Below are 12340 nucleotides of genomic sequence, written 5' to 3'. Positions count from 1 at the left end.
ATCAACCCAGACCGCTCAGTGCATTTTCTACCGGTAGCGGCAGGGCGTTGAACCGATTGGCTCGCAGTTCCGTGATGGCATAGATAGCGCGCGCCGTGCGGCCATTTCCGTCAACAAAACTGTGGTAGCCCAGGAATGCCCCCAGCATCTGTTTGCCGAAGTGCTCATGAGCAGAATCCAGGGCTGCCAGGTGTTTTTCCAGCATCGCTGCGCCCGAAACGTTGGACGGGTAACGCGCTTGAGCAGTAGGGCTGCGCAAGGCATCTGTAGCTTCGGGCACCAGACGCCGATGCAGTTCTTTGTAAACGGCAGGGTCGGTCAGGGACTTGCCATTACCGCTGAACTCGCGAAGCAAGGTCCTGATGTTATCAACCTCGTTTCGAGAGCTCGACGCTTTGAGAATCCAGGCAGTGGCTCGATCAGTGTTGTCGGTCAAATGGTCCGGGTTAAAGGACACATCGTCGAGAAAGCCGCTGTAAGGTGCTTTGCCAAGGTCCGAAGCGAGCAATGTTTTTTGATGTTGATTCATGGCCGTCAGGTTTTTGTACTCCACCTCCAGAAGGTCGTTGAACAGCTCCGGCAGCGTCGTGTGATCCTTGAACTGTTGCAGGTTATCCAGGGAAAACTTTTGCGCTTGCTGGCGTATCAACGAATCGACAACGTCCGAATCCAGGACCTTCTTCAGCGATTGAGCAGTGTCAGACTGGCGTGCGAGGTCGGTCAACGAGCCTTCAAACAAATGCTGAAGCTCCGTTTGGGGAACGTTCTTGAGCAACTTTGCATCATTGGCTTGCAGGTGCTTGAGCACATGTTCCGCGGTTTCGAGCCCATCGCTTTTAAACAGCGCCCGCGCATGCGCTACGGTGTCGAGGCTCATGCGGATCCGCGCGGCCGCACCGGTGTGGTCGAGGGCGCGCAGCAGGTTGTAGGAATGGGCGCCTGTCAGGCGATACAGCTGCGCCCTGACGATATGCGCCGCAGCGGCAGTATGGCCGGCGAGTTTTATCGCGCCTCTGCCCATCAGTTTTACACCGCCCGTGAGCAGGGTCGGTATTCCGTCCAGCGGGTTCAACAGGGAAACGACGGTGCGCGTGCCAATCCGGGACGCGGACAACAATTTTGTGGCCAATGACGCGCTCTTTCCAACGGCCTTGCCCACTTGTGCCGGCACGCTGGCAAAGACAAAGGCAACAAGCGCCGCGTCCATCACGCAACTGGCGATCGCGCCCCGCTGCCTGGCCGGAACACCGGAAGACAAACCCTCGATGCATTCCTTGAACGGAATGATCAAATTCAACAGCGAATTAAAGATGACATCGAACTTTTGCGCCGCCAGTTCTTGTTCCGTGCTGTCACGGCCCATGTCCGCCAGTTCACTTTCGGCCAGGAAGGGATGCTGTTCAGCGATCAGGTCGCTGATGGCTTTTATGCGCTCGGCATTGAAGTAAGCCATCGGTTTATTGGAGAAGGTCGGGTGCGACGCACTGTCGAATTCACCTATCTTGCGCACGAATACCGAAGACTTCGTATCACTGCGCGGCGCAACGTTTTCAAAGTAGGCATCCAGATCCAGTGGCGTATCCAGAAGGCCGTTGTCTTTGACAAAGTTGCCCCGTGTGCCGTCCTGTGCATAAGTAAACAGGTATTGACCGACTTTCTCCCTGAGTTCCGGCGTGCTCCGGCATTCAGAGCGCAACGGGAACAGCTCGAAGCAGCGAACCAGCGTGCCTTGATATTCCGCACAAATAATCACGCCGTAACGGCCCGTTCGCTCCCGTGTCGCCTCGGGTATTGATCCTACGGAAAAATGCTGTTTGTAGGCTTCTACGCGGTAGATAGCCAATCGCCCATGTTCGATAAATCTTTTGTCGGATTTCTCCATCTGTGAAAACACATAGCGAATCGTGGTCGACAGGCCGGATATCAGATCGTTGTAGTGATCGTGCACGGCTGTTTCATATAGGTCGGCAACCGGGTACAGCTGCTTGAGCCGGGGAAATTCCTGATAAATATCGCGGCCCCTGATACGCCCCCAGTCTTGCGTGTGAAGTTGGTCGCTCATGTACAAGTCCAACACCGACACTTTGCTTGCGCCACCGCCACCGGAGCCCCGCTGTTTGACCAGCCGTTCATGAGGGTCGCAGGCCGGTACGTTCGATGTCAGCTCTTTCAATGCGAGGGCTTTGCGCCGGGGAATTGGCTTGTTGATCGCGTTAAGCGCGGTAGACAGCGTCTGGACATGCTCGTTATAGGCCTTGATGCCTTTATTGATCGTTTCGAGGCTCAGGTTGCCGTCCGCGTCGCGTTGGACCAGTCCATTCATCAATGCCCACGTAACGACCGGGTCAATCCCCGCCATGGCGTGCAAATCGTTGAGTTGCGGGGTGAGCCCCGAGATCGGGCTAAAGCCCAGCAAGTGTTCATAGGTCAGGCGCCGGGAGCAACCGGGAACAATGCTTTCGGCCAGGCCCACGGCTTGGCAGAGGATGACCCAGCCCGGGGTTCCGACCTTCAACGACGGGGGTAGTTCGCGCACCAGATACTCCGGTGCCATACCCGCCAATGCCAGTTCGGCCACCAGGGGGGCGATGAGTTTATCGAGCTTGAAGCGCTGAATCAGATGCGCTTCCAGGTCGTTGCGGACATCGCAAGGCCGGCGCTGAACCTGAGCTGAGGAGTAAAGGTTGAACCCTGCAAGCGTCGTGTTGGCCGTGTCTACCTCGGGATCGAGGTCCAGCAGCATGGCGGCGATCAGCAACTGTTCGATAAATTGTTTCGACGCCTTGGGGCCTGACTCGTCGGTGAACCAACCCAGCGCATCAATGTAGTTTTGCCCTGTTTCATCCAGCAGGCGCGCGTCGCTGATCAGCCGTTGCAAGCGGTACTCGAGGCTCTGCGGCTGCTTGTCCGATCCTGCGTTTTCCAACACCAGCGCTGCGCCAAAGTATTCGGCCAAGGGCATTTCGTTGCCGGTCAGTTGCGTGGTGATGTCACGAATGATCGCGCGTTTGCTCTTGGTTAACTCGAAGGGCGAATCCTCTGGAGCGTCCAGCAGCGCCCAGTAGTTACCCGTGTCCGGCAGGTCCGGCATAACGGCGAAGTTGAGCAGGTCAATCAGCGCTTTGGTACTTTCTTCATCGGAGGGCAGTGGCAAGTTGTGAAAACGCAGCCATTGGCCAACGGCAATTCGATCATTGGAAGATATGAAACCGCCCGTGAGCCCGGCCATCTTTGCCAGTAACGCCAGATTCTGTTTGAACTCGGCAACGTCGGTAATATGAGAGGTAATATCGACGCGCGCGAAGAAGTGGTTGGTGGCCTGTTCAGCAACATCGCCAGGGCGGCCGAAAGAGCGGATGTTTTCCCGGACGTAATAGAGACGGCCTTCTTGGTCAACATGGAAACTGGCGTGTTCGGGGATAAATTGTTCGGCGCGGATGTTGAGGAAGTCTGGCTGTCGAATCATTTGCGACAAAAGAACGGCGCTGCTGTGATGAACGTCATGGAAGGCGGAGTTGGGCACGCAGGAAACGGCCAGTCGATCCCACGGCCACGTCAAGGTCTGGTGAATGTCCTCATCCCCCATGGCGTTGGTGAGCGCTTGGGTAATCGCCATTCGTTGGCGTTCATCGCCGGAAGCCAGGTTGGCCTGTCCTTGCAATTGCATGATTTAAGTTCCATCTTCGAGTAAGTGAGTAAGTTTCCTGGCTGGAGGGAACTTGCCCGTTACGCTAATTGAACTGATGCGCGTTGTCGTTTTAGCTATATATCCATATATGTATGAAACAGACGTGGGGTGAGCGAAGTGTCGGGTGACGTGGCAAATACCTTAGTGGGGCGATGTGTTGCGGTATGTATATGCGAAAGTTTGCCACGGGTTCTTTTATTGATAACGGCTGATGTCAACTCCGATATTGCCCCGGCGTCGCCGCCAAATGCTGTTTAAATACCCGTTGAAAGTGCGCCTGATCGGCAAACCCGGCTTCAAGTGCCACATCGGCAATCAATTTGCCGCTACGCAACCGCTCCCGGGCGAACTGGATACGCCGGTTGACCAGAAAGGCGTGGGGCGTCATGCCGTAATGCTGCTTGAATGCACGGATCAAGTAGGACGGCGATAGCTGAGCTGCCTCGCAAATGTCTTCGAGCTTGAGCATGTGCGTGCAGTTGTCGCGGATGTACTCGGCGGCCCGTTCCAGTTTGAAATTGGGCTCGCGCAGTGGTTGATCACCAGGGTTGAGGCGCTGTTGCACATCGGTGAAAAGCTCCACCGCGGTGCTGTGTTTGCGCAGGATGTCGTGCTGATCATCGACCAACACTTCATACAAACCCTTGAGCCCGGTAAACAGATCGGCGTCGTGCAAGTGAGTGATGGAAAACCGCCGAAACGTCTGGTCCTGGCCAAACCCCAACTGATGCTGCAAATCGGTCAGCCAGGGTGTCTCGACGTACAGCATCAGGTACGACCACGGCTGGTCATCGATGGGATTGCAGGCGTGGACATCACCGGGATTCATCAGCACCACGGTGCCGGCACTGACCTGAAATTCCGATTGCTCGTGGAGGTAGGTACTGCGCCCGGCCGTGATCGCACCGATGGAAAAGTGCTCGTGGGAATGCCGGGTGTAACAGACCTCGCGGCCGTCGGCGATGGAGCGGGCTTCGATGAAGGGCAGGGCGTCGTCGCGCCAGAAGCGCGGGGCTTTGTCAGCGTCTTTGGCAACGGCGGGCTTCATGGTCAGCGTCCTCGGCAGGTCAGCGTCGAAGTGTATTAGCTCTCGCCGTCAAAGGCTCGTTGCAGTGCAGCGATATCGAGTTTTTTCATCTGCAACATCGCCGTCATGGCGCGTTGTGATTTTGCCGGGTCAGGGTCTTTCATCATGTCCATCAGGGCCACTGGCACGATCTGCCAGGACACGCCGAATTTGTCCTTGAGCCAGCCGCATTGCTGGGCCTCAACGGGACCACCCGCGGACAGGCGCCCCCAGAAGTGGTCGACTTCTTCCTGAGTATGGCAATTGACCTGAAACGAAACGGCTTCATTGAATTTGAATAGGGGGCCGCCGTTGAGGCCGGTAAAACTCTGTCCGTCCAGTTCGAAACTGACCGTCATCACCGAGCCTTCGGGCCTGCCGTGAATCTCCTGACCGGCCTTGCCATAGTGGGTGGTGGCGCTGATTTTCGAATGATCGAAGATCGCACAGTAGAACTTCGCGGCCTCCTCGGCTTGATCATCGAACCACAGGCAGGGCGTGAGTTTTTGAACGCGGTGCATGGTGTAGCTCCTCTACGGATTACTCAGGCTGGACTTTCAGCGTAGTCAGCCTCGGGTCGTCTGGCCGTACCGTAGATCGACAAGTTGAAAGAGTTTCCTGTCGACGGAATCAACGATGTCGGCATGACCCGATTGCCGCTAGACTTGCCGACCTGGTTTGCCGCAAGGACGCTCTGCATTATGGTTGCCCATCGTTTATTGGCTGTTTCCTGTCTGCTGGTTGCCGCTGCCGTAAGCGCCGAACCGCTGACGTATCACCTCACGGACCCTGCGCAGAAATACGTCATCGACGTGCTGTTTGCACAGCCGCCCACCCAGACTTTCGACGGCGCTCCCGCGCTGATTACGCTGCGCGAAAGGGCCGGTGGGCAGGTGCTGCAGCGCATCGAGTCAGCCGAAGCGTTCGCCCTGTTCAAGCCAGGCCGCAAAGCTTCGGAGTTCGACCGCAACCTGGCGTATACCGATCAAAGTCTGCTGTTGTTCGGCGATTTCAATTTCGACGGGCAACAAGATCTTGCCGTACGCAATGGCAATGAAGCGGGCTATGGCGGTCCTTCCTATGACATCTACCTGTTCGATCCCGAGAGCCCGACGCTCGTGTTGAGCACGTCCTTTTCCGCTCTGACCCGTGACGCAAATCTGGGCATGTTCGACATCGACCCGGTCACCAAGCGCCTGCATACCCAGTCCAAAAGCGGTTGCTGCTGGCGCCAGAGCGCGACTTGGCAAATTCAGGACAACAATCCTGTGAAGGTGGCCGAGAAAACAGAGGTGGTGCAAAAGCCGTCGGAAGCCAACCCGTTCATGCCTGATGGCTATGTCGACGTCACCGATCGTGAACTGAAATCCGGCCAGTGGACGGAGCGTCGGCGCCTCGAGGGGCCCGTCGGTGAAGCGCCTGTCATGTTGCGCGGCACCCTCGATGACAAGATCCCCGTTGAGCTGTGGTGGCAACGTCAGGGTGATGTCTACGTCGGGGAAGTTCGCTACAGCAAGACCGGCAGCGGTCAACCGATCCGGCTGGTGGGCAATACCTACGAGGATGGCGGTATTGTTCTGCGTGAACTGGACGACGACGGTCAGATGATCGGCAACTGGTTCGTCGAAGGCACGCCGAACGAGCAGGGCAGCCAGACCGGCACGTGGATCAACGGCTCTCGTCAATTAAGCATCAATGTGAGGCCGACTGCGTTCAAAGTCGCCGCGCAAAAACTTGAGCGGGTAGCAGACAGTCAGCGAGAAGGGCGCTACCTCGTGAGCAATGTCCAGGATCGGCGTGTCGGCGAGTTGACCCTCAGAGTATTGCCGGGGATCGACAACGGCCCCGAGATGGCGGATATCAACCTGAGCATTTTTCAGCTCAAGGACCCGCCTGTCGAAGTCCATCATCAGTACCCATTGCTTGCCGGCAACCTCGTCATCGCAGTGGACCCCGAGGGCGATCCGCTGTTTCGCCTGCAGTTGCTCAATGGCGCCGCAGAAGTGACCGGTTTTGGTGAGTATCAGAAGTACAGCGCGGCTTACGTGAAACAACCCTGATGTAGTCGTAATGACTTTTTGTAGGGTCGATATGACTGTTTTTGAATGCAGTCATACTGTGAAGACGACGGTTCAGCGACGACCCAGGCCTCCTTTTTCAGCGATCCAGCGGGTGGCCAAATCAATAAAGGCCCGCAGTTTTGGCTGGGTCTGAGTGCGGCTGGGAAAGTACAGGTACAACGCCGAGCTGAGCGGTACGAAGGGTTGCAGCACCCGTTCGAGGCGTCCATCCGCCAACTCGTCGGCAATCTCCAGATCACAGGCGTAGGCCAGGCCTGAACCGCTACGAGCGGCCGCCACCAACAACCGGCGATCATTGACGATCACGCCACCCTCGACGCCCACGGTGAAGTCCCGACTCTCGCGGCGAAACTCCCAGCGATGCGCGCTGCCGGAGGTCGAGAAGCGAAAGCCGATGCATTCATGTCGTGTCAGGTCTTCCGGGATAACCGGTTTTCCCGCCTTGGCGAAGTAGGCCGGGGAGCCCACCACCGACCATTGCAGATCAGGTGTCAGGCGCACCGCGATCATGTCTTTTTCAATCGACTCTCCCAGGCGAATCCCGGCATCGAAGCCGCCGGCCATCAGGTCAACCGTGGCGTCGTCCAGGGAAATATCGAGAGTGACTTGCGGGTAGGCCTCGCGGAACAGCGGAATCAGCGGCTCCATCAACAAGGCCCCGGACAATCGTGGGGCCGTGAGTCGCAGCGTGCCCATGGGCTGATCGCGGAAACCGCTGAGCACCGCCAGCGCTTCATCGATTTCACTGGCCGCCGGACGCAAGCGGGCAAACAGACTGGCGCCGGCTTCGGTCAGCGCCACTCGGCGTGTGGTGCGCTGAAACAGCAACACGCCGGTGCGCCGTTCCAGCAGTTTGATCGCATGGCTGACGGCGGTGGGCGTAACGGCTAGCCGAGTCGCGGCCAGAGTGAAGCTTTTATGCTCGGCGACGGCGAGAAACTCGGTCAAACCATCAAACGGGTCGTGATTCATATCGGCGTCATTATGAAAGAGAGTTTCATAGTGCTTGTAACACGAGGGCATTTTTCAGACCAATGTTCCTGCGTACCTTGTGCTTACCCCAACTGCCTACAAGGATTCGCCATCATGACCACTTCCCAAAACTTCAAACGTGTCTGGCTCATCACCGGTGCTTCTCGCGGTATCGGCGCCAAGATTGCTGCCGCCGCGCTGGCCAATGGCGACGCCGTAGTCGCCACCGCTCGTGACGCCAGTAGCATCACCCAGCGTTTTGGCGAGCAGCCGGGTTTGTTGGCCGCGACCCTTGATGTGACCAACGAAGCCCAAGGCGTTGCGGTTGCCAAGGCGGCCATTGAGCACTTCGGGCGCATTGATGTGCTGGTCAACAACGCCGGTTTCGGCGTGCTCGGAGCGGTGGAAGAAGCCAGCGCTGATGAAGTGCGGCGCGTGTATGAAACCAACGTCTTCGGCTTGCTGAATGTCACGCGCGCCGTTCTGCCGCACATGCGCGCTGCTCGCCGTGGACATGTGATCAATCTCTCATCGGTGGGCGGCTACAGGTCGGGGCCGGGCTTTGGCGTCTACTGCTCGACCAAATTTGCCGTCGAAGGCTTGAGCGAGGCGCTGCACGCCGAGTTGGCACCGCTGGGTATCAACGTGACCATTGTCGAGCCGGGTTACTTCCGCACCGAATTCCTCGAAGGCAATTCGCTGGTTGAATCCCCGGCGTCGATTACCGACTACGACACCACAGCGGGCGAGGTGCGCAAAATCGCCAAGGCTGTAACCCTGAATCAGCCTGGCGATCCGGACAAGCTCGCCCAAGCCATGATCACCCTGGTGCAAGCGCAAAAAGCCCCGCTGCGCTTACCGCTTGGCAGCGACTGTGTCGCGGCGATCGAAGCCAAGAACGCCTTCGTCGCCGATGAGTTGCAGACGTGGCGCGAAGTGTCGGTGTCCACCGACTTCTAAGCCCCCACCCGCTCTATGTAGCAGCTGCCGAGCCTGCGAGGCTGCGTTCGGCGACGAAGTCGTCGTAAACCCTGCAAACGCAGTTTTCCTGACACACCGCAGAGCCTGACTTCACGACGACTCCGTCGCCGAACGCAGCCTCGCGGGCTCGGCAGCTGCTACAGAGCGATCCTGATTTCCTTCATCGTGTGACCGGTGGTCGATGAACCGGTCTCGCCCGGCAATTTGCGCTTAGCTGTAGGGATAACCGGAGGTTCCCGAGAGCCCCTTCAGAACACCGTGAGTCTGAGGACATTCGCAATGTTGACCCTCAACATCAATGGCAAGGACCAGGCGCTGGATGTCCCCGCAGACATGCCGCTGCTGTGGGTCCTGCGCGATGTCGCGCACCTGACCGGCACCAAATTCGGTTGTGGCATCGCCCAGTGTGGCGCCTGCACCGTGCACGTCGACGGCGCGCCGCTGCGCTCCTGCATCACCCCCGCCACGGCGGTGGCCAATGGGCAAAAAATCCTCACCATCGAAGGTCTGTCTACCGACGGTTCGCACCCGGTGCAACAAGCCTGGGCGGAGCTCGATGTAGTCCAGTGCGGTTACTGCCAGTCCGGGCAGATCATGTCGGCCGCCGCGTTGCTGGCGAAAATTCCCAAGCCCACCGACAGCGACATCGATCAGGCGCTCTCCGGCAACATCTGTCGCTGCGGCACCTACCCAAGGATCCGCGCAGCGGTCAAACGCGCCGCCGAGATCGGTTGATGCCACGTTGAAGGGAGTCTGAGCAATGAACAGCCTCAATCCTCTGTCACGCCGCGGTTTCCTCAAGGGCAGCGCGGTGCTGGGCGGTGGTCTGGTGGTGGCGTTTGTCATCCCCGGTGCCCATCGCTTTGCCATGGGCGCCGAGAATCAAGGCAATGTCTTCGCGCCGAATGCGTTTTTACGGATCGGTAATGACAACAGCGTCACCATGCTGCTCGGCCATTCGGAAATGGGCCAGGGCATCTGGACCGGCCTGACCATGTTGATCGCCGAAGAACTGGACGCCGACTGGTCAAAGATCCGTGTCGAACATGCACCGGCTTCGGCCGCCGAGTATGGCCTGGCCGGGTTTGGCGGGATGCAAATCACTGGCGGGTCCACCTCGACCTGGATGGAGTTCGACCGCTACCGGCAGGCCGGTGCAGCGGCGCGTTTGATGTTGATCGACGCGGCGGCCAAGCGCTTCAACGTCGCGCCCTCCGGGATTCGCACCGAATCGGGTGTGGTGATTGCCGGCGACCAACGCGCCACCTACGGCGAACTGGCCGATGACGCCGGCAAGCTGCCGGTGCCGGATCCGGCGTCGATCAAGCTCAAGGAGTCCAAGGACTGGAAAATCATCGGCAAACCGACCAAGCGCCTGGACACGCCGGAGAAAATCACTGGCCGCGCCAAGTTCGGCATGGACGTGCAGTTCGACGGGCTGATGACCGCCATGGTCGCGCGCTCGCCGGTGTTCGGTGGCAGCGTCAAATCCTTCGAAGGCGCCGAAGCGCTGGCGATCCCGGGCGTGCACAAAGTGGTGCAGGTGCCCACCGGGGTGGCGGTGATTGCCGACCATTACTGGGCGGCGAAGCTGGGGCGCGATGCATTGAAGATTGATTGGGACCTGGGGCCGAACACCGGGCTCGACAGTCAGACACTGCTGGAAAGCTTCCGCAAACTCGCCGCCACCCCAGGCGCGTCGGCCAGTCAGGCCGGTGATGTCGCGGCGGGTCTGGGTAAAGCGGCGAAGACCATCGATGTCGAATACAGCGTGCCATACCTGGCCCACGCGCCGATGGAGCCGCTCAACTGCACCGTCAAAATCACCCAGGACAAATGTGAAATCTGGACCGGCACCCAGTTCCAGACGCTGGATCAAATGGTCGCCGGGAAAATCACCGGGCTCAAACCCGAGCAGGTGGAGATTCATACCGAGTTTCTGGGCGGCGGTTTCGGTCGCCGGGCCAATCCGACCTCGGACTTTGTCGCTGAGGCCGTGGAAGTCGCCAAGGCGGCGGGCGCACCGGTGAAAACCGTGTGGTCCCGGGAGGACGACATTCGCGGTGGCTACTACCGCTCGGCATTCCTCCATCAGGCCCGTATCGGCCTCGATGCCGGCGGCCTACCGATCGCCTGGAAGCATGTGATGGTCGGGCAGTCGATCATGGCGGGCACGTCATTCGAGGCGACCATGGTCAAAAATGGCATCGACAAGACGTCTGTCGAAGGGGTCGCCGACAGTCCGTACCTTGAGGGGTTGGCGAATCACCAGGTTGATCTGCATTCGCCGCAAACCGGCATTCGCGTGCTCTGGCTGCGCTCGGTGGGGCACACCCACACCGCGTTCGTGATGGAGTCGCTGATCGACGAACTGGCAGAGGCGGCCGGCAAGGATCCGGTCGAGTACCGACGAACCTTGCTCAAGGAGCATCCGCGGCATCTTGGCGTGCTGAACCTGGCCGTCGAGAAAGCCAACTGGAAGGCGCCACTGCCAGACGGCCATGCGTTGGGTGTCGCGGTGCATGAATCTTTCGGCAGTTATGTTGCCCAGGTGGCCGAGGTGTCCGAGGACAACCTGGCGATCCGCGTGCATCGGGTGGTGTGTGCGGTGGATTGCGGGATTGCGGTCAACCCGATGAGCATCGCGGCGCAAATGGAGTCGGCCATCACCTTCGGCCTCGGGTTTACCTTGCACAGCAAACTGACCTTCAAGAACGGGCAAGTGGTGCAATCCAATTACCACGACTATCAAGTGCTGCGGCTCAACGAAATGCCGGTGGTGGAAGTGCATATCGTGCCCAGTAGTGACAAACCCGGCGGCATCGGCGAGGCCGGTGTGCCGCCCACGGCGCCGGCAGTGGCCAACGCGGTGTTCGCCCTGACCGGCCAACGCTTGCGGGAACTGCCACTGCAACTGTCGGGGGTGTGAGATGAGACGACATCTGATTCTTGGCGCGGTGGTGTTGGTCGGCCTGATCGGCTACGCCGAGGACATGTTCGCTGATGATAAGGAGGCCATCAAGGCGTTCGATACCGTGCAAAAGGTCTTTCAGAGCCCGCGCTGCCAGAACTGCCATATCCCCGGCGATTCGCCGTTGCAATTCGACGCCGGGATTACTCACGCAATGAACGTCGTGCGGGGCATGGACGGCAAGGGCGCGGCGGGTTTGCCCTGCGCTACCTGCCACGCCGAGAGTAATCCGCCAGCCAGTTACGGCGCTCACGCACCGCCAGGGGCGCCGCACTGGAGCTTGCCGCCAGCCGCGCACAAAATGGCCTGGATCGGTCTGCCGGCCGACCAGTTGTGCGCAATGATCAAGGACCGTTCCAGCAACGGTGACCGCGATTTCGCCGCGCTGATCAAGCATGTCAGCGACGACAAACTGGTGCTCTGGGGTTGGAATCCGGGTCAGGGAAGGGCGCCGGTCCCGGTGCCGCACGACATTTTCGTCACCCAGTTCAAGCGCTGGGCAGACGCTGGGGGGCCATGTCCGGTCGTGGGTAGTTGACCGGCGGTCCGTTAACAGGGAGCCAAACCGGGTATGGACGACT

General features: G+C 59.1%; 9 protein-coding genes. 5 read left to right on the top strand and 4 right to left on the bottom strand.

What is annotated here, in order from left to right; genetic code table 11:
• Nucleotide 1 precedes the first annotated feature (1 nt).
• From EAH74_RS13580 to EAH74_RS13570, 3 genes are all read right to left on the bottom strand, one after another.
• Entirely contained in the window at nucleotides 2-3667 is a 3666-nt protein-coding gene (locus tag EAH74_RS13580; protein WP_140679091.1) for a hypothetical protein, read from the bottom strand.
• Nucleotides 3668-3902: 235 nt separating this feature from the next.
• Complete coding sequence (locus EAH74_RS13575; protein WP_140679089.1) at nucleotides 3903-4736, bottom strand: helix-turn-helix transcriptional regulator; 834 nt, start codon at nucleotides 4734-4736, stop codon at nucleotides 3903-3905.
• Nucleotides 4737-4771: 35 nt separating this feature from the next.
• The gene (locus tag EAH74_RS13570) at nucleotides 4772-5275 is read right to left on the bottom strand and encodes a VOC family protein (RefSeq protein ID WP_140679087.1); all 504 of its coding nucleotides are present in this window, start codon (nucleotides 5273-5275) and stop codon (nucleotides 4772-4774) included.
• A gap of 84 nt (nucleotides 5276-5359) precedes the next feature.
• On the opposite strand from EAH74_RS13570, the gene EAH74_RS13565 reads away from it, so the two are divergent.
• A complete protein-coding gene (locus tag EAH74_RS13565; protein ID WP_240050506.1) occupies nucleotides 5360-6814 on the top strand; it encodes an XAC2610-related protein in 1455 nt (484 codons plus the stop codon).
• Between the two features lie 72 nt (nucleotides 6815-6886).
• On the opposite strand, the gene EAH74_RS13560 is transcribed toward EAH74_RS13565, so the two are convergent.
• A complete protein-coding gene (locus EAH74_RS13560; RefSeq protein WP_140679085.1) occupies nucleotides 6887-7807 on the bottom strand; it encodes a LysR family transcriptional regulator in 921 nt (306 codons plus the stop codon).
• A 114-nt stretch (nucleotides 7808-7921) separates the two neighbouring features.
• On the opposite strand from EAH74_RS13560, the gene EAH74_RS13555 reads away from it, so the two are divergent.
• The 4 genes from EAH74_RS13555 (at nucleotide 7922) to EAH74_RS13535 (ending at nucleotide 12297) form a co-directional block, all read left to right on the top strand.
• Nucleotides 7922-8767, top strand: coding sequence for an oxidoreductase (locus EAH74_RS13555; protein ID WP_140679083.1), 846 nt, complete (start codon nucleotides 7922-7924; stop codon nucleotides 8765-8767).
• Nucleotides 8768-9067: 300 nt separating this feature from the next.
• The gene (locus EAH74_RS13545) at nucleotides 9068-9523 is read left to right on the top strand and encodes a (2Fe-2S)-binding protein (RefSeq protein WP_046052829.1); all 456 of its coding nucleotides are present in this window, start codon (nucleotides 9068-9070) and stop codon (nucleotides 9521-9523) included.
• A 25-nt stretch (nucleotides 9524-9548) separates the two neighbouring features.
• Entirely contained in the window at nucleotides 9549-11717 is a 2169-nt protein-coding gene (locus EAH74_RS13540; RefSeq protein ID WP_140679081.1) for a xanthine dehydrogenase family protein molybdopterin-binding subunit, read from the top strand.
• Between the two features lies 1 nt (nucleotide 11718).
• On the top strand, nucleotides 11719-12297 hold the full coding sequence (locus EAH74_RS13535; RefSeq protein ID WP_140679079.1) for a hypothetical protein: 579 nt from the start codon (nucleotides 11719-11721) through the stop codon (nucleotides 12295-12297).
• The last annotated feature ends 43 nt before the right edge of the window (nucleotides 12298-12340 follow it).

The organism is Pseudomonas mandelii, assembly GCF_006438925.1.
In the GTDB taxonomy this organism is placed as follows: Bacteria; Pseudomonadota; Gammaproteobacteria; order Pseudomonadales; family Pseudomonadaceae; genus Aquipseudomonas; species Aquipseudomonas mandelii_C.
The sequence above is the reverse complement of the archived record's forward strand: the minus strand, read 5'-3'. Positions and strand labels throughout refer to the sequence as shown.

What these genes read in the sequence shown, in the direction of transcription:
- EAH74_RS13570 (WP_140679087.1), bottom strand. Translation starts at nt 5,275, where the DNA reads ATGCACCGCGTTCAAAAACTCACGCCCTGCCTGTGGTTCGATGATCAA.
- EAH74_RS13580 (WP_140679091.1), bottom strand. Translation starts at nt 3,667, where the DNA reads ATGCAATTGCAAGGACAGGCCAACCTGGCTTCCGGCGATGAACGCCAA.
- EAH74_RS13540 (WP_140679081.1), top strand. Translation starts at nt 9,549, where the DNA reads ATGAACAGCCTCAATCCTCTGTCACGCCGCGGTTTCCTCAAGGGCAGC.
- EAH74_RS13535 (WP_140679079.1), top strand. Translation starts at nt 11,719, where the DNA reads ATGAGACGACATCTGATTCTTGGCGCGGTGGTGTTGGTCGGCCTGATC.
- EAH74_RS13575 (WP_140679089.1), bottom strand. Translation starts at nt 4,736, where the DNA reads ATGAAGCCCGCCGTTGCCAAAGACGCTGACAAAGCCCCGCGCTTCTGG.
- EAH74_RS13560 (WP_140679085.1), bottom strand. Translation starts at nt 7,807, where the DNA reads ATGAATCACGACCCGTTTGATGGTTTGACCGAGTTTCTCGCCGTCGCC.
- EAH74_RS13555 (WP_140679083.1), top strand. Translation starts at nt 7,922, where the DNA reads ATGACCACTTCCCAAAACTTCAAACGTGTCTGGCTCATCACCGGTGCT.
- EAH74_RS13545 (WP_046052829.1), top strand. Translation starts at nt 9,068, where the DNA reads ATGTTGACCCTCAACATCAATGGCAAGGACCAGGCGCTGGATGTCCCC.